This window comes from Telluria sp. GW821-FHT07G12 (assembly GCF_059418525.1).
On sequence record NZ_JBWKQA010000002.1, the window covers coordinates 217942 to 238884 of the forward strand.

Genomic DNA, 20943 nt, shown 5'->3' on the forward strand with positions numbered 1-20943 from the left:
AAGGTCTTCATGAAACCAGTCGTCCGCAGCCTGTTAGAGACCGATCTGTACAAGTTCACGATGTGGCAGGCTTTCCTGCACATGCACCCGGGCGCCACCGGCGAATACGATTTCAAGTGCCGCAACACGCCCGCCTATCCGCTGGCCGAGCTGAAGGACGACGTCGAGCGCGAGCTGGACCACCTGTGCGAGATGATGTTTACCGAGGAGGAAGTCGAGTACCTGCGCGGGCTCCGCTTCATCAAGAGCGACTTCGCCGACTTCCTGACCCTGTTCCGCTTCCAGCGCAAGTTCATCCACGTCGAGACCGACGGCCCGCACCTGCGTATCCGTGCCGTCGGCCCCATCGTGCACGTGATGGGCTTCGAGATCTTCGTCCTCTACATCGTCAACGAGCTGTACTTCCGCCGCTTCGACCAGGCCGTCGCGCTGGAAGAGGGACGCAAACGCCTGGCGCAGAAGGTTGAGGAGTTCCGCGCCTTCGATGCCGAGCCCAAGCGCCTGAACCCCTTCGAGTTCTTCGACTTCGGCGTGCGCCGCCGCTTTTCCGGCGAATGGCACGAGGAGGTGGTGCAGACCATGGCGCGCGAGCTGCCGCACTTCTTCAAGGGCACCTCGAACGTCTACCTGGCCAAGAAATTCAACCTGGTGCCGATCGGGACCATGGCCCACGAATACATGCAGGCCTTCCAGTCCTTCGACGTGCGCCTGCGCGACTTCCAGAAGAAGGCGCTCGAGGACTGGGTGCAGGAATACCGGGGCGACCTCGGCACTGCGCTGACCGACGTGGTCGGCATGGACGCCTTCCTGCGCGACTTCGACCTGTATTTCGCCAAGCTTTTCGACGGCCTGCGCCACGATTCCGGCGACCCGGTCGAGTGGGGCGAGAAGGCGATTGCCCACTACGCCAAGCTGCGCATCGACTCGCGCACCAAGCGCCTGGTGTTCTCTGACGCGCTGACGGTGCCGAAGGCGCTGAACCTGTACCGCCACTTCGCCGACCGCGTGCAGCTGGGCTTCGGCATCGGCACCAAGCTGACCAACGACACGCAGTATGAGCCGCTCAACATTGTCATGAAGCTCACGCGCTGCAACGGCCAGCCGGTGGCCAAGCTGTCCGACAGCCCGGGCAAGGGCATGGGCACGGACGAGACCTTCATCGCATACTTGAGGCAGGTGTTCGACCAGCATATCTGAGGAGTTGCGATGAAACTCGACGGGCGCAGCGCAATAGTGACCGGTGCGGCCGGCGGCATCGGCCTCGCCACCGCGCGCCGGCTGCTGAAGGACGGCGCCAGCGTGCTGCTGGCCGACCTGAACGAGGAAAAGATGGCGGCGGCCGCGGCCCAGCTGGCGGCCGAGCTGAAGGCTGACCCCAAGCGCATCGCCACCATCGTCTGCGACGTTGCGAACGAGGACCAGGTCGTTGCTGCGGCCGACGCCGCGATCGCGAAGTTCGGGCACTGGGACATCGTCGTCAACAATGCCGGCCTGATGATCTTCAAGCCGATCGAAGAGCAGACCGTCGAGGACTGGCAGCGCATCCTCGGCGTCGACCTGCTCGGCGCCTTCCTGTTCATCAAGCAGGCCTTCCTCAAGATGAAAGGGGGCGGCGCCGTGGTCAACGTCTCCAGCGTGCATGCGGTCGAGACCGTGCCGCTGGTCGCGCCCTATGCGGCGGCCAAGACCGCGCTGCTGTCGCTGACGCGCTCGGCCGCGCTGGAGGGCAAGCCCAAGGGCGTGCGCGTGAACGCCGTGCTGCCGGGCGCGGTCGATACGCCCATGCTGTGGGAGAACCCGAACGTGCGCTCCGGCGCCGAAGTCATCAACAAGGCCGAAGTCGGCACCCCCGACGACATCGCCGCCGCCATCGCCTTCCTGTGCGGCGACGATGCCGCCTTCATCCTGGGCGCCGGGCTGCGCGTGGATGGCGGGCGGCTGGTGCGGCTTTGATCTCTCAACGACGACTGCGCTTGCAGATCCTCGCATAGCACCTATCCTGCATAGGATGGCGCCGATGGCGTCCACTATTGCGGAGGTGCGCATGACCAACATGAAAAACGAAGTGGTCGCGGCATTCAAGGCCACGCTGCGGGGACCGGTGCTACAGTCGGGCGACCCCGGCTACGACGATGCGCGCGCGATCTGGAACGCCATGATCGACCGCCGCCCCGGCCTGATCGCACGCTGCGCCGGCACCGCCGACGTGGTCCAGGCCGTGAATTTCGCGCGCGAGAACGGCTTGCCGCTGGCCGTGCGCGGCGGCGGCCACAACATCGCCGGCAGTGCACTGTGCGAGGACGGCCTGGTGATCGACCTGTCCGGCATGCGCGACGTCCACGTCGACCCGCGCAAGCGCTTTGCCTGGGTCAGCGGCGGGGCGCTGCTGTCCGACGTCGACCATGAAACCCAGTCCTGCGGGCTGGCGGTCCCGCTCGGGATCAACTCGACCACCGGCGCCGCCGGCCTGACCCTGGGCGGCGGCTTCGGCTGGCTGAGCCGCATGTACGGGCTGGCGGTCGACAACCTGGTCGGCGCCGAGGTCGTTACCGCGGACGGCAAGCGCCACTGGGCGAGCGCGCAGGACGAGCCGGACCTGTTCTGGGCGATCCGCGGCGGCGGCGGCAACTTTGGCGTGGTCACGCTGTTCCAGTTCGCCCTGCACCCGGTCGGACCGGAGGTAACGGCCGGGCTGGTCGTGTTCCCGTCCTCGCAGGCACGCGAGGTGATGCGCCGCTACCGCGATTTCGTCGACGTCCTGCCGGACGACGCCAGCGTCTGGGCCGTGCTGCGCCAGGCGCCGCCGCTGCCTTTCCTGGCGCCCGAGGTGCACGGCACCGCCATCGTCGCGCTGGCCGTGTTCTCGCCCAAGCCTCCCGATGCGGTGGCGCCCATGCTGGAACAGATCCGCGGCTTCGGCCAGCCGGTGGGCGAGCACGTCGGCGCGATGCCCTACGAAGCCTGGCAGAAGGCCTTCGATCCGCTGCTGGCCCCGGGCGCGCGCAACTACTGGAAATCGCACAACTTCACGCGCCTGTCCGACGACGCCATCGACGTCGTGCTGCGCTATGCCGGGGCGGTGCCGACGCCGCAATGCGAGATTTTCCTCGGCCTGATCGGCGGCAAGGCCAACGCCCGCGCCCCCGGCGACACCGCCTACCCGCACCGCAACGTGCAGTTCGCGATGAACGTGCACGGGCGCTGGCTGGAACCGGCCGACGACGACAAGGTGGTGTCGTGGGCGCGCGAGTTCTTCACCGCCGCCGCGCCGCACGCCGCCGGCAGCGTCTACATCAACTTCCTGACCCAGGACGAAGGGGCGCGCATCCACGAGGCCTATGGCCCCAACTACGCGCGCCTGGTCGAGATCAAGCGGCGCTACGATCCCGACAACCTGTTCCGCTTCAACCACAACATCCGTCCTGACGCATGACGCGTCGGATCGATGCCCGGGGGCATCGCTTGCGGTGCCCCCGGGACCGTTCACCCGTCCTATCGGTGCTAAACTAGCCCGATGCTTTCCACCGTCGACCTCCACCTGCGCAGCTACGGCAAACTCACCGATCCGGACCGCCACGACTACGGCCAGCTGGTGCTGCCGCTGAAGGGCGCGCTGCTGCTCGAGGTCGAAGGGCGGCAGGGCGTGCTCGATCCGCTGCGCGCCGGCTTCGTCGCGCCTGGCGCCTGGCATGCCCAGCACGGCGATGCCGGCAACCGCTCCATCATCGTCGACATCGGCTTTGACGCGATCGCGCCGGACGCCGCCGAGCGCCTGTTCGAGCGTCCCTTCGCGCCGCTCGGCCCGGCCTCGCGCAAGCTGATCGAATTCATGGCGCTGATGACGGAGCGCGGCGCGGCGGCGCCTGCGGTGGTGCAGGGCTGGGTGCCGCTGCTGGTCGATACTCTCACGCTCGACGAAGCGCGTCCCGCGTCCAGGCTGGCCGCGCTGCTGGCCCGCATCGAAGCCGCGCCCGGGCAGCCATGGACCACGGAATCGATGGCGAAGCTGCTGGGCTGCAGCGTCAGCCGCCTGCACGCGCTGTTCCGCGAGGAGCACGACACCACGCCGCATGCCTGGCTGCTGGAGCACCGCCTGGCCCGCGTGCGCGACTGGCTGACGAGCACCGACGCGCCTATCGCCGAGATCGCGCTGCGCGCCGGCTTCTCGGAACAGAGCGCGCTGACGCGGGCGCTGCGCAAGGCCACTGGAATGACGCCGGCGGTGTACCGGCGGCAGCACCGGTCCGCTCAGGCATGAGCCGCAAGCCGCCGCCATTCACGGATGCCGACCGCTGGGAGCTGTCGCGGGCGATGCTGACCCTCGCTGACCAGGCTGAGGCGATCTGGGCTGAGCTGGCGGCGCAGAACTATGGCCGGCCGAGTGCAATCGTGCGTGCGGCGCAGCTGGATTTTGCCGGCCGGGTCGCGAGCAGGGAAGGCTTGCGCGCATATTGGCGTGAGACGGCCAGGGAGCAGTTGTCGGCCCTGGATTCCACGTTCGACAAGCAAAGCGGACATGTTGTGGCGCCCTACGCCTACCGTTCGCCCTTGATCGGCGAGCTGCGCAGCAAGGCGCATTTGCTGCCGAGCGCCCCGGGCCGGACTTCGCCGCAAATCGAGCCCGCACTCAAGGCATGGGTCGAGGAAATCGGCACGGCTTATGCGGACAAGGAAGGGCTGCTGGAGCCTGCACGGAGTGCGATCCGTGACGCGGCAAAGGCCCTGGGCGCTCCCGAACGGCCCGAATTTGCCGGACTGGATTGGCGCGGGCGCATGGCGCTGCAGCGCGAACGCTACGCGCAGGCCCTGGCTCCCGAAGGCTTCACGCTTGTGGCCCCCAGCCGCAGCTTCACGCATTTCCAGCGGCCTATGACGGGCGGCAAATATGTTTTCAGCCTGCTCGACGATTTCAAGGCGATGGGCATGCATGGCAAACTCACGCCCCAGTTCGCGATCATTTTGCCAGGCACGCCGATCGCCTCCGTCCATCGCATGCCGCCTTGCCTGGCCGAATTCGCGCCAGGCGCGGTGGTGCCGGAGTTCCACTGGTCCTGTCATTTCGAGCCCGCCTCGTGGCCCGAACTCTGCCTGGCCACCGACACGGTCGCCCACCTGACAACGATCCTGTTCCGCCGCTTGGACGCCGCGCTGCAGAACAGGTCAATTTGAGGCGAGGCCGGGTCAAGAAATAGCCGAGCGTTTCCCGCATCATGCTGCTCGGAGGTTTTACTTACATGCTTACACGTAATCACTGGCTCGGCATTGGCGCGAGTATCCTGGCCGGCGCCTTCTGGGGCCTGGTCTTCCTTACTCCCGAGCTGACGCGCGGCTTCACGCCGCTGCAGCTCTCGGCCGGCCGCTACCTGGCCTACGGGCTGGTGGCCGCGGCGCTGCTGGCGCCGTCCTGGCGCCGCGTGCGGCCCATGCTGGGCTGGCGCGACTGGCGCACGCTGGGCTGGCTCAGCTTTGCCGGCAACATCATCTATTACGTCTTCCTGGCGAACGCCGTACAGCTGGGCGGGGTGGCCATGACCTCGCTGATCATCGGCCTGCTGCCGGTGACCGTCACGCTGGCCGGGCGCCGCGACGCCGATGCAGCGCCCATGCTGCGTCTGCTGCCTTCGCTCGCGCTGGGCATTGCGGGACTGGCCTGCATCAGCTGGCAGTCGCTGTCGAACCCGCAGCATGGCTCGATGCAGGGCTCGCTGGTCGGCCTGTTGTGCGCGGTCGGTTCGCTGGTGTCCTGGACCCTGTACGCGGTCGGCAACAGCCGCGCGCTGACCCGGCTGCATGGGGTGTCGGCCCACGACTGGAGTTTGCTGGTCGGCGTCGTCACCGGGGCCCAGGCGCTGCTGTTGGCGGTGCCGGCTTTCGTGCTGCATCCCGGCGAGCATGCCTCGTCTTCGTGGCTGTACTTCGCCGGCGTGGTCACCACCGTCGCGATCCTGTGCTCGGTGGTCGGCAACGCCTTGTGGAACCACGCCAGCCGCCTGCTGCCGCTGACCATGACCGGGCAGATGATCGTGTTCGAGACCCTGTTCGCGCTGCTCTACGGCTTCATCTGGGAAGCGCGCCTGCCCACCGGGCTGGAATGGCTGGCGATGGCGCTGCTGATCGCGGGTGTGCTGAGCTGCGCGTCGGCGCACCGGGAGCGCTCGCCGGAAGCTGCTGCCGTCGTTACCTGAGCAGCGCGAGTTCAGCAAACTGCGCCACGGCGAAATCGACGAAGGCACGCAGCCGCGGCGGCATATGGCGGCTGCTGGGCATGACCAGGTGCACCGGCAGCGGCTCCGGTTCGTAATCGTCCAGCACGCGCGTCAGGAGGCCGGCGCGGAGCAGCGGCTCGACCTGGTAGGACAGGGCGCGCGCAATGCCGAAGCCGTCGCAGGCCGCGCCCAGCACCGCCTCGACGTCGTTCATGCGCAGGCGCGGGCTGTAGCGCACCACGTGCTCGCGTGCGCCGGCCTTGAATCGCCATTCGGCAACGCTGCGCACCGAGGTCGACATGATCAGCTCATGCTCCGCCAGCTCGGCCGGCGTGGCCGGCGTGCCGCGCCGCTCGAGATAGCCGGGACTGGCCACGGTCACCCGGGCTACCTGGCCGAGCGTGCGCGCGACCAGGCTCAGATTCGACAGGGCGCCGATGCGTAGGGCGGCGTCGATGCCTTCCTCGATCAGGTCCACGTTGCGGTCCGACAGCAGCAGCTCGACCTGCACTTCCGGATGCGCGGCGAGGAAGCGCGTCACCACCGGCGCCACGTGCCTGCGCCCGAATACGTTCGGTGCGGCGATGCGCAACAGGCCGCGCGGCGTGCCGGCGGTTTCCGGCAGCAGCGCGGCGTCGTAGTCGGCCAGCAGGCGGCGCGCCTGTTCCGCCAGGCGCAGGCCTGCTTCGGTCGGCGTCAGGCGGCGCGTGCTGCGTTCCAGCAGACGCGCGCCGGCGCGCACTTCCAGCGCGCCCAGCACGCGCGTGACGGCGGCCGGGGAACGGCCCAGCTTGCGCGCGGCGGCGGCCATGCTGCCGGTATCCAGGATGGCGACCAGGATCTGCAGTTCGTCGAGTCTGTCCATTATTGCGTGAAATGAAATGCTGAATTGCCATTATGCCGGATTCACACGGTAAGGCGATGGGCCTAGGATGGTGGCTCCAATCACTCTGAAGAGACGATCATGGACCAGCCTCGACGCATCCTCCACGGCACCCGCCTGTCCGGCCACACCCACCGGGTCATGCTCTTTCTGCACCTGCTCGGCCTGACTTACGAGTTTGCCGACAGCCCGGCGGCGGTGCGCGACACGCCCGCATTCCGCCGCCTGAACCCGACCTGCCAGATCCCGGTGCTGGAAGACGAGGGCCTGGCGCTGGCCGACAGCAATGCCATTCTCGTCTACCTCGCCAAGCGCTATGCGGCGAACAGCAACTGGCTGCCGGAAGACCCGGCGGGTGCGGCGCGCGTGCAGCGCTGGCTGTCGCTGGCGGCCGGCGAGATCGCCTACGGCCCGGCCAGCGCCCGCATCAACGCGCGCTTCTACGACACGGGCGTGCAGCCGGCGCTGATCCAGCGTCTTGCGGCCAGGGCGCTTGGCTTGATGGAAGGCGAGCTGGCCGCGCATGCCTGGCTGGCCGGCGAGGCGCCGAGCATCGCCGACGTTGCCTGCTACGCCTACATCGCCCATGCGCCCGAGGGCGGCATCGCCCTGGATCCCTACCCGCAGGTGCGCGCGTGGATCGCCAGGGTGCAGGCCTTGCCGGGCTTCGTCCCGATGCCGGACGCGTGAGGCGGCCATGAGCGACGACCGTATCGCCATGCCTTTCCACGCCGGCGAGCTGCAAGCCCAGCGCCTGGCCGGCGCCGCACCCGCCGCGGCGCCGATCCGTGCCACCATGCCGGAGCAGCACCGGGCCTTCTTTCCCTTGCTGCGCTTCGTCTGCGTGGCGGTGCCGGATGCGGACGGCTGGCCGCTGGCGACGCTGGTGGAGGGTGCGCCCGGTTTCGCCAGTTCGCCCGATCCGGCGCGGCTGATGGTCGGCGCGATGCCGCCGTCCGGCGATCCGGTGCGTGCGCATCTGAGGGCAGGGGCGCCGGTCGGCCTGCTCGGCATCGACCTGGGCACGCGCCGGCGCAACCGCCTGAACGGCACGTTCGTGCAGGTGGCGGCGGAGGGCTTCGCGATCGATGTGCTGCAATCTTTCGGCAACTGCCCGCGCTATATCCAGGTGCGCGAGCTGGCGCCGGTGGTGCGCCAGACCGGGCCAGCGATCGACTTCGGTGAAGTGTTGCCGGCACGGGCGCGCGAGCTGCTGGCAAGCAGCAGCACCCTGTTTGTGGCCAGCGCCAGCGGCGCCGATGCGGCAGGCGCGGCGTCAGGCCTGGACATCTCGCACCGCGGCGGCCCGGCCGGCTTCGCGCGGCTGGAGGACAGCGTGCTGAGCATCCCGGACTTCAACGGCAACCGCTACTTCAACACGCTCGGCAATTTCATCGCCGAGCCGCGCGCCGCCATCGTGCTTGCCGATTTCGAGAGCGGCGACATGCTGCAGCTGCAGGGCCTCGTCGAGATCGACTGGAGCGCGGCGGATCCGGACCAGACGCCGCCGGTCGAGCGGGTCTGGCGCTTCCGCATCGTGCGCGGCGTGCTGCGCGAGGGCGCATTCGGACTGGTCGACCGCGCCGCACGGGGCCTCAGTGTCCAGGCAGGCGCAGGCGCCACAACTGGGTCGGCAGCGCCAGCGGCGCATCGCGGTTGAAGAAGGCCGAGTCCTGGATGCGCGAGGTGGTCACGTAGAGGCTCCCGTCCGGTCCCTGGCTGAAGGTGTCCGGCCAGCGCAGCCGCGGGTCCTGCGCCACCACGCGCAGGCCGCCAGCCGGACCCTGGGAGAGGTCGCGCGCCTTGACGGCATTGTCTTCGATCGAGGTGACGAACAGGGTCTGGCTGCCGCGGCCTATCCACAAGCCATCCGTGGGGCCGACCTGGCCGTAGGGCTGCACATAGCTGGAGACGTCCTGGCCGGCGAAGCCGCGCGTCTCCAGCACCGCGGACGGGATCCGGTACAGGTTTTTGCCGGTCAGCGACTTCCAGTACAGGTAGCTGCCATCCGAGGATAAGGCGATGCTGTCCGCCGCGAAGCTGATCTTGCGCCCGTCCGGATAGCGCAGCGGGCGACCGTCCGTTTCCACCACCACGCCCCGTTCCGGCTGGGTCGATGGATGGCCGTCGAGCACGCGGCGCGCCTCGCCGCTGGCCAGCTCGACCACTACCAGCGCGCCGCGCTGTCCCGCATCGGTAATGAAGGCAAAATGGCCGTCCGTCGAGAAGCGCACGTCGTTCAGGTAGGAACCCGGAATCGCGACCTTCTGGTTAAAGCGGATCACCTGGACGACGCGGTTGCTGGCCAGATCGACGCGTACCATTTTCGGTCCGCCCGGCACCAGGCCGTCGACGGCGGGCGCGGCCGGGTCGAGCACCCACAGACTGCCGCGTCCGTCGGCGACCACGCTCTGCACGCACACCCAGTAACGGGCCGGGTCGAGCTCGTCGGCGCGCACGTTGCGCCAGGCATTCCAGCGTGCGTCGGGATAGGGCCGCAGCGTGCCGTCCTTCATCACTTCGGCGACGGAAACCGGGCTGTCCTCGGTCCAGCGCGGGAAGTTGACGAAGATGCGGCCGCCTTCCGTCACGGTGACGCCGGTGACCTGGTGGGCGAACTGCGCGACGCGCTCCGGCGTGACCGTGTTGCCGGTCCAGCCCGTGGCCGCGGGCAGGTAAGCAAGACCGCCTGCGGCGGCGCTCGCAAGGACGAGTGCGGATAGCCTGAGTCTGAGCACCATGTCGATCTCGTGATTGGGCTAGCCGCAAGTCTGACATGCGCTTTTCGAAGGGCGTGTAGGCGCACGCCGGTTCCAGCTTAGGAATCGATGAAGACGATGCGGAAGGCGCCGGCGCCGTCAAAGATGACGCAGTGCCCACAGCCAGGCCGGCATGGTCGCCGCGCACAGGAGGCTGGAGAGCAGGATGGCCGAGTTCACGAGCTGGGCGCCGCCCCCGGCCGGCTTGACCACGAAGGCGGCGTTGATGCCGACCGGGCAGGAGGCCAGTACGGTCAAGACCATCGCGGCCGCCATCGGCAGCTGGAACACGAACACGGACAGGGCCGTCACGCCCAGCGGCAGCAGGACCAGCTTGGCCAGCACGACGGCGCCGGTGCGGCTCCAGCGGCCGGGCTTGAGCGAGGCCACCGAGGCGCCCAGCGACAGCAGCGCGCAGGGCAGGGCCGCGCCGCCCAGCATGTCGAGCGCGCGCAGCAGCGGGGCCGGCAACCCGACGTGCAGCAGGTTCAGCGCAAGGCCGAGCAGCAGGGCGGCGACGATCGGATTTTTCAAGGTGTTCAGCACCGGGCCGAACCAGCCGGACGGCGCCCCATCCTCGCTCAGGTGATAGAGCGTGAAGCAGAACAGGCTGTGGAAGGCGATCACGGGATAGGCGAACTGCAGGCTGCCTTCGCCGAGCACCTGCACCAGCACCGGCACGCCGACGAACACCGTATTCGAGTAGGTGGCAGCCAGGGCCGTGGCGGCGCCGTCGCTGCCGCGCTTCGCGATCCAGCGCGCCCCGGCGAACAGCAGGCCGAGCGGCAGGTAGAAGGCGCACAGCACCTTCCACGACAGCGAAGGCGGAATGCCGGTGCGCCAGGCGCTCGTGAACAGCAGGACGGGCACCAGGAATTTTGCCGTCAGCTCGGTGACGTCGGCATGCCAGCCAGGCTTCAACCAGGGCAGGCGGACGAGCAGGGCGCCGAGGCCCGCGAGCAGGAAGACCGGCAGCAGTTGAGTGAAAGGCATCGGCGCAGGAAGAGTCGGGTTCTGCGCCATTCTAATTGATGCGTTGCTTCTAGGATACACGTTACATTTCGTGTATTTCCTTTTGTATTTATCGCGGTATGCTAGAAAACTAGCTGCACAGAAATATCTAGAATCAGGATAAAGACATGAGACACTCCCTGCCTTCCACCCGTTTCCGCCGCCTGCGCGTGCTGTCCCTGCTGGCCGCCGTTGTCGCTCTTGCCAGCATCAGCCTGGCGCATGCCGATACGTCGCCGGCGCCGGTTCAAGCCGTCCAGAGCCGTTAATCGATCTTCCCGCGTACGCCGGCGCACAGTCGGCGTGCTGGCGCTTGCGTACAGTGTTCTCATTGGCCCCATGGCCTTCGGAGAACACAATGGATTCTATCAACCGCAATCAGCCCGAGAACAATCGCAAGGACCTCAGCGGCCGTGACGCCGTCAAACGCCTCAAGGACATGGCCGATGAGGCCGAGACCTGCTTTTTCGTGACCGCCACGGCGACCGGCGAAACCAACGGCGTGCGCCCGATGAGCGTGCGGGAAACCGACGACGCCGGCAACCTGTGGTTCCTCAGCGCCAGCGACAGCCACAAGAACCAGGAATTGGCATCCAACCCAGCGGTGAAGCTCTACTTCCAGGTCGGCGCCCATGCCGGTTTTCTCGAACTCGAGGGCCGCGCAGAAGTCCTGCAAGACAAGGCGAAGATCCACGAGCTCTGGAACGGCATGCTGAAAACCTGGTTCACGGAGGGCGAGGATGACCCGCGCATCACCGTGATCCGTTTCCAGCCGCAGTCCGGCTACTACTGGGACAACAAGCACGGCGCCGTCGTGGCGGGCGCCAAGATCGCCGTCGGCGCGCTGGTCGGCAAGACCCTCGACGATTCGATCGAGGGCCGCCTGGTCTTCTGAGGCTTCCGGAATACGGCGCTCAGCTGTCGAAACGCAGCTTCCACAACTGCGTCGGCAGCGCCGCCGGCGCATCCGGCTTGAAGAAGGCCGAGTCCTGGATGTGCGAGGTCGTCACGTAGATCGTGCCGTCGGGCCCCTGCGAAAAGGTGTCCGGCCAGCGCAGGCGCTCGTCCTGCACCACGATCTTCGCTTCGGCCTGCGGTCCGTCGGACAGCTTGCGCACCTTGATGGCATTGTCCTGCACCGAAGTCAGGTACATGTCCTCGCTGCCGCGTGCGATCAACAGGCCGTCGTTGACGCCGTTGGTGCCGTACTGCTCGACCTGGCCCGACACGTCCTCGCCTTTCAGACCCGGGCCGGTGAGGGCGCTGGACGGGATGCGGTACAGCTGGTCGCCCTTGATCGCCTGCCAGTAAAGGTACTTGCCGTCGGATGACAACTCGATGCCGTCGGCCGAGAACTCGACGCCGCGGCCGTCCGGGCGGCGCAGCACCTGGCCGTCGGCCGTCACGTTCAAGCCCTTCTTCATCTGCGTGGACGGATGGCCGTCCAGCACGCGCGCCGTCTTGCCGGCCGCGATATCGACCACCAGCAGCGCGCCCTTGACGCCGGAATCGGTAATGAACGCGTACTTGCCGTCGTTCGAGAAGCGCACGTCGTTCAGGTAGGAGCCTTGCGGCGCGGCGTCTTCGTCGAAGGCGATCACCTGGGTCACCTTGTCGCTCGCGAGATCGATGCGCACCAGCTTGGGCCCCTTGTCGACCACGTGGGCCTGGGCCGGCGCGGCCGGGTCCAGCACCCACAGGCTGCCGCGCTGGTCGGCCACCACGCTCTGCACGCAGACCCAGTGGTCGTTCGGCGTGATCTCGTCCTTCTTCGCATTGCGCCAGGCGTTCCACTCTTCGTCGGGATAAGGCTTGACTTCGCCGTCCCTGAGTTCCGCCACCGAGACCGCAGTGTCCTCGGTCCAGCGCGGGAAGTTCACGAAGATGCGATTGGTCTCCGAGACCGACACGCCCGTCACCTGGTGGCCGAAGTCGGCGACCAGTTCGATGTTTGCCTTACCTGTCATCGTACGTCCTTTTTTGTTAGGGGTTGAGCTCAGGCGGCCCTGCGGCTGCGCTGGACCTTCTTCGGCTCCGGCACGTCCCGCGCCAGGCGCTGCTGCAGCATGGCCAGCACCGCGGCTTCCTCGGGCTGCAGGTCCTGCAGGTCTTCGGCCAGTTTCTCTTCGGCGCGCGCCAGCAGGCCCTCGACCATGGTGCCGTCCATGTAGGAGTCCAGCACGGCCGGGTGCACGTAGCATTTACGGCAGACCGAGGGCGTGTTGCCGAGTTTTTCGGCCACCGTCTCGATGGCGCGCACCACGTTCTTCTTGGCCTGGGCCTCGGAATCGAATTTCTCGAATTCCTGCAGCGCGATCGCGGCCAGGACCGTGCCCGACCAGGTGCGGAAGTCCTTGGCGGTATAGTCCTCGCCGCTGATTTCGCGCAGGTAATCGTTGACGTCGGCGGAGTTGACCGTGTGCGGCTGCTTGTCGTCGTCGAGGTACTCGAACAGGTCCTGGCCGGGCAGGTCGCGCGAGCGCTGGATGATGCGCGCCAGGCGCCGGTCGTTGACCTTGACGTCGTGGTAGACACCGCTCTTGCCGCGGAAGCGGAACTCGACTTCGCTGCCGTCGATCTTCACGTGGCGGTTGCGAAGCGTGGTCAAGCCATACGACTTGTTTTCGCGCGCGTATTCGTCATTCCCGATCCGCATCATGGTCGCCTCGAGCAGGTAGACGATGGTCGCCAGCACCTTCTCGCGCGGCAGGCCGGGCAGGCTGAGGGCGCGGTCGACCTCCTTGCGGATCTGCGGCAGCGCCTTGCCGAACTTGATCATCCGCTCGTACTTCACCTCGTCGCGCACCTCGCGCCATTTCGGATGGTAGCGGTACTGCTTGCGCCCGCGCGCGTCGCGCCCGGTGGCCTGCAGGTGGCCATTGGCCTGGGGGCAGATCCAGACCTCGGTCCAGGCCGGCGGGATGGCCAGCGCCTTGATGCGCTTGAGGGTCGCTTCGTCGTGGATGGGCTCGTTGCGGGCGTCGAAGTAGCGAAAGCCGTCCTTGTCCGGCTCGCGGCGGATGCCGGGACGGTCGTCGAGGACGTAGCGCAGGCCGGCCGCTTTGGCGGCGGTGGGCGGGTCGCTGTTCGGTATCGGGTCGGCGTCTGTGGCGCGTTGTTCGGGGTCGTTGTCGCTCTTCATGATGGTCCCGTTCGTAGGTAGAAGCGGGGCCAAGTCTACGCCGGGGGCATATCGGTGCACCGTACGGGAGCGCACTTTGCTGCGGTATCTGCTTTACGATGACCATGTAGAAAAGAAAGGAGTGACGGTGATTACTCGACGGGATGCACAAAAGTATTTTCAGAAGTACGGAATTGCTTGATATGTTTTCAAGATCTTCAGACTGCTGTCGTTAATGCACTTACCTCAACCTTTGTCTTGAACAATATGAACAAATATGTGCAGTTTATTTTCATCGTTCTATTTTCGATCGTGTCAGCATTTTCCGAAGCGGCCACGAGCGATCCCTTAGAACGGACAAAGGCCACCTTGAACATGATTCAGCAAATTGCGAATGACATGTGTGAACAAGTGCCGCTAAATGGCTCACAGCAGAATTGGGAATTGTCCGGTGAAATGAAGGTGAAGCTGAGCAAGCTTCTCAAAGTGGCGGCAGATGCCGGCTTCAGCGGCGCTGCCAAATACAAGACCGGAGACTACAGTGGTTTGCTGCAACGGGATTTGCTGGCCGCGCAGAGGAATCGCAATGAGTGCCGCCAACACTACTTCGATGGCTTGAAAGACAAGCTCTTGAGTCCGAACCGTGTGGGCTCGAGTGCCATGCCGGCAAATTCGGCCAAGGTATCCTTGACGATCGACGATTTCAGCGTCGACGCCAAATCGAGGACACTCCAGCTGCGCGGTGTGTTCAGCAATACTCTCTCCAGCCCCGTGACAGTTACCGCAGTCTCGTTTTCGGCAAAGCACGAAGAACACAGAGCCAGACTCATCATCGCCGAACCGCAGTGGTCCCCGTTGTCCCTTTCACCGAATACGGCAACACCTTACTCGTTCGCAGTCCCTATTTCAGCCCGGGATGCAGACTCTTTTGCACAGCCTGCCAATCTCCCCGAGCAGATCTTCATCGATGTGCGTTCAGTCGACTCGAACGGCAATGCGAGCGACACAAGCAAACATTTCATGACTCTGAACTACTCCGAAAATTGTCACTGTGTGATCGGGATGTTGTTCGCAATGCCACACGCGATTCTTAAAAATACGACACCTATCTATAAGCCGGGAAAAGATGTTTATATAGTTGCAAAAGGGTTCATGCCTGCTTTGGACTAGATCGCCCATTAATACCTTCTGCTTGTCCTGATATAGAGAAAGAGCTAACGTGTCGGAACCGGCATCAATTAGCTTGATGGCTCTGGCTGCCGATTAGGGCTCCCTATACCGCGCCTCTACCAGATCAATCTCCCGCAACAACTTCCGCGCAACCTCATCCGAAATCTCGCGCCGCCGCCCCAGCCGCAAGATGGTATCCCGCTCCGCCCGCAGCGCAGCCAGCCGATACTCCCGCTCGGCCCGGCGCGCCGCGTGGACGTCCGGCCCGTTGGCATCGCTCTGCTGGATATTGCGCAGTCGGTTGCGGTAGAGGTTGACCACCGTGCCGCAGACGTTGGCATGCATCTCGGCGTCGGGCCCGCCGGCGTGTTCGCGGCCGGCGCGTTCCACCGCCTCGACAGCGGCCTGGACAGCGGCATGGCGGGCACGGTCCTCTTCCTGTTCGACGTCCGGTTCAAGCGGCACTTCCAGCCCGCGCAGCAGCCGCGGCAAGGCCACGCTGGCGAGCAGCAGCGAGACCACGATGACGGCGCTGGCCAGCAGGATCGCCAGCTGGCGGCCGGGGAAGGGCGAGCCGTCTGCCAGCGTCAGCGGCAAGGTCATCACGCCGGCCATGGTCAGCGCACCGCGCACGCCGGCGAATGAGGTCGCCAGGACCAGCCGCATGCGCGGCTTGAACACCTGTTGGCCCAGGCGGCGCTGGTTCAGGATGGTCAGGCGCAGCGACACCCACACCCAGATGAAGCGCAGCAGCACCAGGCCCAGGCTGAGCGCCAGCGCATTGCCCGCCAGCCACCACGGATCGAGGGGCGCGCCGCCGCCGGGCGGGTGCAGGGCGCCCCGCGCGATGTCGGGCAGCTGTTCGCCCAGCAGCACGAACATCACGCCGTTGAGCGCGAACTGCAGGGTGTCCCAGACCACGCCGCGGCGGATGCGGGTGGAGGGCGAGGCCGAACCGCTCAGCTCCACATAGCTCATCGTGATGCCGGCCGCCACCGCCGCCAGGATGCCCGAAGCGTGGATGTGCTCCGCCGCCAGGTAGGCGCCGAAGGGCGTCAGCAGGTTGATCAGGATGGGCATGCCGTCGTCCTCGCCGAAGCGCCGCAGCAGGGCGCCGTGGGTGCGGGTGACTGCCCAGGTAACAAGCACCCCGGCGGCGATGCCGGCCAGCGCCACCCACAGGAAGGTCAGGCCGGCCTGGGTGGGCGAAAAGCTGCCCGTCACCGCGGCTGCCACCGCGAAGCGGAAGCAGACCAGGCCGCTGGCGTCGTTGAGCAGTGACTCGCCCTCGATGATGTGCATCAGGCGCGGCGGCACCGGGATCCGGCTGGTAATCGCGGACACCGCCACCGGATCGGTGGGCGCCACGATGGCCGCCAGCGCGAAGGCCACCGGCAGCGGCATCGAAGGGATCAGCCAGTGGACCAGGTAGCCGGCGCCGACCACGGTGAACAGTACCAGGCCGAGCGCCAGCTCGATGATGGTGCCCTTGTCGCGGAACAGGCCGACCTTGGGGATGCGCCAGCCGTCCAGGAACAGCAGCGGCGGCAGGAACAGCAGGAAGAAGATGTCCGGTTCCAGCGCCACGCCGTGGCGGAACACGCCCGATATCACGGCGCCCAGCGCGATCTGGATCAGCGGCAGCGGCACGCCGAAGGGCAGTATCCGTCCTACCCAGCCGCTGGCGACCACCGCCAGCAGCATTGCCAGGACGACTTCGACCGACTCCATCCCCTACCTCCTTATCAAAACCCGATGATAAGGGATGCCGCGGATGAGCGTGGTCCGTTACCGCGGCGAGGACGTCATGGCTGGCCCCCGGCGCCGGTCTGGCCCAGGGTCTCGGCCATGCGCACCAGCTTCACGAACTCGGCGCGGTAGCCGTCCGGATCGTCGCCGCGCGCGGTGTTGGCCAGCTCGGCGATGCGGTCGTAGCCGAAGTCCGCCAGCTGCGGCTCGCCGCGCAGGCGCTGGCCGAAGGCGGCGACGGCGATGGCGAAGCGCTGGTCGCTCGGCGCCGCATCCAGGCTCTTGCGCGCGGCCGTGGCATGCACCGGGTGCGCGATCTCGCGGCTGGTCGGCTTGCCCGGCAGCTTGTAGCGCAGTTTGACGAAGCAGAGCTCGTCGCCATGCTTGCCTTCAGCGGCTTTCGCCTTTTCCTTCTTGCCGTAGCGGAGAGGGTCGGCCAGCTTGCCTGCCTCGCTGGCCGGGGTGATCTCGTAGATCGCGGTGACGGTATGGCCTGCGCCCATGTCGCCGGCGTCGATCTTGTCGTCTTTAAAATCCTGGCGCTGCAGCATGCGGGTTTCGTAGCCGATCAGGCGGTAGGCCGCCACTTGCTCGGGATTGAATTCGACCTGGATCTTGACGTCGTTCGCGATCGGGAACATGGTCGAGCCCAGTTCTTCGCCCAGTGCCTTGCGCGCTTCCAGCAGCGAATCGATGTAGGCGGCATTGCCGTTGCCCGATTGGGCCAGGCGCTGCATCAGGGCGTCGTTCAGGTTGCCTTCGCCGACGCCGAAGATCGACAGGTAGATGCCGGTCTTGCGCTTGTCGACGATGAAGCGTTCCAGCTGCTTCGGATCGGTCATGCCGAGGTTGAAGTCGCCGTCGGTGGCCAGGATCACGCGGTTCACGGCTTTCGGGTCGAAGTGCCGCTCCGCCATTTCGTAGGCGCGCTGCAGGCCCGCGCCGCCCGCCGTGCCGCCGCCGCCGCGCAGCGAGTCGATGGCGTCGAGGATCTTGCCCTTGTCCTTGCCCGGTGTCGGTTCGAGCACCACGCGGGTGCCGCTCGCATAGGTGACGATGGCGACGGTGTCCTCGTCGCGCAGCTGCTGGGCGAACAGGCGGAAGCCTTGCTGCAGCAGGGGCAGGCGGTCGGCCGGCATCATCGAACCCGAGACGTCGACCAGCAGCACCACGTTGGCACGAGGCCGCGCGGCAGCCTTGATGTCGTAGCCGCGCACGGCGATGTGGACCAGCTGGGTGCCGGCTTTCCAGGGATTCGGCAGCACCTCGGTCGCGACCGCGAAGGGCTGGTCGGTGCTGCGCGGACCGGCGTAGTGGTAGGGGAAGTAATTCACCATCTCCTCGACCCGCACCGCGTCCGGCGCCGGTAGCCGGCCTGCGGACAGGGTGCGGCGCACGAAGGCATACGAGGCGGTATCGACGTCGGCGCTGAAGGTGGAAACCGGCTGCTCGCTCACCAGCACCGTCTTGTTGGCTTCCTTGTCCGGGAACTTGTCCGTGTTCCGGGGCAGTACCACTGCAATGCCGGGCGGGATATACGAGGGCGGCGGCGCGTACATCAGCGTTCCCGGTGCGCGCCTGTATGCCTGCGCGTTGGCGGAACCCGTGACCGTCACCGGGGACGGCGCCGGCGGGGCCGCCGGTGCGGGCAGCATCACGGAGCGCGCCGAGCTGGCATCCGCGGCCACCGTCTTCTCGACCGTGACTTCCTGTTGGGACGGTGTGGACGTGCTGCAGGCGGCCAGCAGCAGGGCGGTCAGGGTCAGTGAGCCGGCGGCGGTTGCGGGTTTCATCGATGGACCTCGTAGAAGTTATTGTGCCGATAACTTGCTACAAAGGCATGGCCCTGGCAACCGCCGTTACATCTTGATATCTTTTCAGCTCCTGACCTTGGCCTCGGCAGCCGCCGCCAGGATGTCCGACAGCTGGGTCGTGTTCACCGGCTTGACCAGGTAATGATCGAAGCCGGCCGCCATCGAGGCGTCGCGGTCCTGCTGGCGGCCGTAGCCTGTCATCGCGATCAGGGTCGCGCTGGTGGTCTGCGGCAGCACGCGCAGGCGGCGCGCCAGTTCGTTGCCGTCGAAGTCGGGCAGGCCGATGTCGAGCAGGCAGACGTCCGGGGCGACGGTCTTCGCCAGCTCCAGCGCATCGCCGGCCGAATACGCGACCTCGACCTCGTGGCCGGCCGAATGCAGGAACAGCTGCAGCGTATGGACGGCGTCGACATTGTCGTCCACCAGCAGGATGCGCAGCGGCGCGGCGCCCTCGGGCAGGGGTTCGCCGGACGGCTGCGGCGCCAGCACCACGTCCTGGGTGTAGCGCGGCAGGCGCACGGTGAAGGTCGAGCCCTTGCCCAGGCCCGCGCTGGCCGCCTGCACGGTGCCGCCGTGCAGTTCGACCAGGCTCTTGACCAGCGCCAGGCCCAGCCCCAGGCCGCCCTGCGAGCGGTCCGGCGTGCGCTCGGCCTGGGTGAACAGGTCGAACACGCGCTCCACCAGGCCCGGGTCCATGCCGATACCGTCGTCGAGGACGGTCAGCACGAAGTCGTCACCGTCGGCTTCCAGGCGCACGCGCAGGGTGCCGCCTTCCGGCGTGTACTTGGTCGAGTTGTTCAGCAGGTTGGCGACCACCTGCACCAGGCGCTTGTGGTCGCCCTTGACGTGGGCCGGGCTCGGCGGCAGCTCGACCACCAGGCGGTGGCGCCGCGCGGTGATCAACGGGCGGATCTGCTCGGCGGCGTCGTCGACCACGCGCTTCAGGTCCAGTACCTGGGTCGACAGCGACACCAGGCCGCGCGTCACGCGCGAGACGTCCAGCAGGTCGTCGACCAGGCTGGTCATGTGGTCGACCTGGCGCACGATGATCGAGCAGGTCTGGGTGATCTGGGCGTTATCCGAATGTAGCAGCTTGAGCAGATGCGCCCCGGTGCTGATCGGCGCCAGCGGGTTGCGCAGCTCGTGCGCCAGCATCGCCAGGAACTCGTCCTTGCGCTGGTCGGCGGCGCGCAGCTCGCGTTCGGCCAGCGAGCGCGCCGCTTCCTTCTTCTGCAGCGAGGCGGCCATGCGGTCCAGCGCCTGGGCCAGGTTGCCGATCTCCTCGTTGGCATAGTCGATGCCGGAGCGGGCGTCGAGGTCGCCGGCGGCGATGCGCTCGGCGGTGCCCATCAGCTTGCGCACGCGCTGCACGATCAGCACGTCGCCGACCAGCCAGGCCGCCAGCAGGGCCAGCATGGTGGTGGCGCCCAGGCCCAGCAGCGACATCAGCTGGTCGTGGCGCGCGGCCGAGGTGATGGTCTCGGTCGGGATGCCGATGGTGACGGTGTAGTCGGTCAGGGCCGGCGCGCCGACGCGGGCGAAGGTGTGCAGGCGCTCGATGCCGTCCTCGCCGCGGATCGTGACGGCGCGCTGCCCGGCGGTGGCCAGCGCCTCCAGCGTGGGCGGCGACAGCTTGGTGCCGAAATAGCGCTCCGGATCGGGGCGGCGCGAGATGATGCTGCCGCGCGCGTCGGCGGTCGCCAGCACGGAGCCCGGCGGCAGGTTGATGTCGTTGATGAAGGTGTCCAGGCCTTCCAGGTCCATGGCGGCGAACACCACGGCCAGCACCTTGCCGCTGCGGTCGATGACCGGGTAGGTGAGGTTGATCGTGTGCTTCTTGATCACGCGCCCGAACACGTAGTCGCCGGCGATGAAGCGGCGCTCGGAGATCGCACGGCGGAAGTGGCTGCGGTCGCCCAGGTTGACCGGGTGCAGCAGGGGCACGGCGGAGCAGGTGACGTCGCCGTTCAGCTGGATCAGGCCGAAGTTGACGAAGCCCTCGTTACGGTCGAGGACATCCGACAGCAGCGAAGTGCACTTGGCGGTATCGCCCATCAGATCGGGCACGCTGGCCAGGTCGACCAGGATCTGGCGCGCGCCTTCGATCGACTGGGCCTCGTTGGCCGCCGCCATGCCGGTCAGCCGGCGCAGGTTTTCCTCGGACGCCTTGATGGCGTGCTCGCGCTCGCGTATGCCAGACAGGATCGTCATTACCGCGAGCGGCATCATT

At 66.9% G+C, this 20943-nt stretch carries 19 protein-coding genes; 11 read left to right on the forward strand and 8 right to left on the reverse strand.

Annotated elements, in window-relative coordinates:
• Positions 1-9: 9 nt before the first annotated feature.
• From pncB to AC07PE_RS09305, 6 genes are all read left to right on the forward strand, one after another.
• Positions 10-1197, forward strand: coding sequence for a nicotinate phosphoribosyltransferase (gene pncB / locus AC07PE_RS09280; protein ID WP_498763470.1), 1188 nt, complete (start codon positions 10-12; stop codon positions 1195-1197).
• Positions 1198-1206: 9 nt separating this feature from the next.
• On the forward strand, positions 1207-1953 hold the full coding sequence (locus tag AC07PE_RS09285) for an SDR family NAD(P)-dependent oxidoreductase (protein WP_498763472.1): 747 nt from the start codon (positions 1207-1209) through the stop codon (positions 1951-1953).
• Between the two features lie 91 nt (positions 1954-2044).
• Positions 2045-3433: an FAD-binding oxidoreductase gene (locus tag AC07PE_RS09290; protein ID WP_498763474.1), complete on the forward strand. Its 1389-nt coding sequence runs from the start codon at positions 2045-2047 to the stop codon at positions 3431-3433.
• A gap of 81 nt (positions 3434-3514) precedes the next feature.
• Positions 3515-4258 carry a helix-turn-helix transcriptional regulator gene (locus AC07PE_RS09295; RefSeq protein ID WP_498763476.1) on the forward strand — a complete coding sequence of 248 codons (744 nt, stop codon included), beginning with the start codon at positions 3515-3517 and terminating at the stop codon, positions 4256-4258.
• Entirely contained in the window at positions 4255-5169 is a 915-nt protein-coding gene (locus AC07PE_RS09300) for a hypothetical protein (protein WP_498763479.1), read from the forward strand. Before AC07PE_RS09295 ends, AC07PE_RS09300 begins: the two co-directional genes overlap by 4 nt.
• A 65-nt stretch (positions 5170-5234) precedes the next feature.
• Positions 5235-6185, forward strand: coding sequence for a DMT family transporter (locus AC07PE_RS09305; RefSeq protein WP_498763481.1), 951 nt, complete (start codon positions 5235-5237; stop codon positions 6183-6185).
• Here the strand turns inward: AC07PE_RS09305 and AC07PE_RS09310 are convergent.
• A complete protein-coding gene (locus tag AC07PE_RS09310; protein ID WP_498763484.1) occupies positions 6178-7071 on the reverse strand; it encodes a LysR family transcriptional regulator in 894 nt (297 codons plus the stop codon). The two genes, AC07PE_RS09305 and AC07PE_RS09310, sit on opposite strands and share 8 nt — an antisense overlap.
• Before the next feature lie 99 nt (positions 7072-7170).
• On the opposite strand from AC07PE_RS09310, the gene AC07PE_RS09315 reads away from it, so the two are divergent.
• Positions 7171-7779, forward strand: a complete 609-nt coding sequence (locus tag AC07PE_RS09315; protein WP_498763486.1) for a glutathione S-transferase family protein — start codon at positions 7171-7173, stop codon at positions 7777-7779.
• 7 nt (positions 7780-7786) lie between these two features.
• Entirely contained in the window at positions 7787-8749 is a 963-nt protein-coding gene (locus AC07PE_RS09320; RefSeq protein WP_498763488.1) for a pyridoxamine 5'-phosphate oxidase family protein, read from the forward strand.
• Here the strand turns inward: AC07PE_RS09320 and AC07PE_RS09325 are convergent.
• Entirely contained in the window at positions 8685-9830 is a 1146-nt protein-coding gene (locus AC07PE_RS09325) for an L-dopachrome tautomerase-related protein (RefSeq protein ID WP_498763490.1), read from the reverse strand. The two genes, AC07PE_RS09320 and AC07PE_RS09325, sit on opposite strands and share 65 nt — an antisense overlap.
• A 117-nt stretch (positions 9831-9947) precedes the next feature.
• A complete protein-coding gene (locus AC07PE_RS09330; protein WP_498763492.1) occupies positions 9948-10841 on the reverse strand; it encodes an AEC family transporter in 894 nt (297 codons plus the stop codon).
• A 146-nt stretch (positions 10842-10987) separates the two neighbouring features.
• Here AC07PE_RS09330 and AC07PE_RS09335 point away from each other — a divergent pair, with 146 nt between their 5' ends.
• Positions 10988-11128: a hypothetical protein gene (locus AC07PE_RS09335; protein WP_498763494.1), complete on the forward strand. Its 141-nt coding sequence runs from the start codon at positions 10988-10990 to the stop codon at positions 11126-11128.
• A gap of 89 nt (positions 11129-11217) precedes the next feature.
• On the forward strand, positions 11218-11754 hold the full coding sequence (locus AC07PE_RS09340; protein ID WP_498763496.1) for a pyridoxamine 5'-phosphate oxidase family protein: 537 nt from the start codon (positions 11218-11220) through the stop codon (positions 11752-11754).
• A gap of 19 nt (positions 11755-11773) precedes the next feature.
• On the opposite strand, the gene AC07PE_RS09345 is transcribed toward AC07PE_RS09340, so the two are convergent.
• Complete coding sequence (locus tag AC07PE_RS09345) at positions 11774-12826, reverse strand: L-dopachrome tautomerase-related protein (protein WP_498763498.1); 1053 nt, start codon at positions 12824-12826, stop codon at positions 11774-11776.
• A 29-nt stretch (positions 12827-12855) separates the two neighbouring features.
• Positions 12856-14001, reverse strand: a complete 1146-nt coding sequence (locus AC07PE_RS09350; RefSeq protein WP_498763500.1) for a DNA topoisomerase IB — start codon at positions 13999-14001, stop codon at positions 12856-12858.
• A gap of 237 nt (positions 14002-14238) precedes the next feature.
• Between AC07PE_RS09350 and AC07PE_RS09355 the strand changes: the two genes are divergently transcribed.
• Positions 14239-15150: a hypothetical protein gene (locus AC07PE_RS09355; RefSeq protein ID WP_498763502.1), complete on the forward strand. Its 912-nt coding sequence runs from the start codon at positions 14239-14241 to the stop codon at positions 15148-15150.
• A 93-nt stretch (positions 15151-15243) separates the two neighbouring features.
• Here AC07PE_RS09355 and AC07PE_RS09360 read toward each other — a convergent pair whose 3' ends face one another.
• The 3 genes from AC07PE_RS09360 to AC07PE_RS09370 all read right to left on the reverse strand — a co-directional run bounded on the left by AC07PE_RS09360 (position 15244) and on the right by AC07PE_RS09370 (position 20924).
• Positions 15244-16881 carry a Na+/H+ antiporter gene (locus tag AC07PE_RS09360; protein WP_498763504.1) on the reverse strand — a complete coding sequence of 546 codons (1638 nt, stop codon included), beginning with the start codon at positions 16879-16881 and terminating at the stop codon, positions 15244-15246.
• 74 nt (positions 16882-16955) lie between these two features.
• A complete protein-coding gene (locus tag AC07PE_RS09365) occupies positions 16956-18692 on the reverse strand; it encodes a vWA domain-containing protein (protein ID WP_498763506.1) in 1737 nt (578 codons plus the stop codon).
• An 84-nt stretch (positions 18693-18776) separates the two neighbouring features.
• Positions 18777-20924, reverse strand: coding sequence for a hybrid sensor histidine kinase/response regulator (locus AC07PE_RS09370; protein WP_498763508.1), 2148 nt, complete (start codon positions 20922-20924; stop codon positions 18777-18779).
• Positions 20925-20943 lie beyond the last annotated feature (19 nt).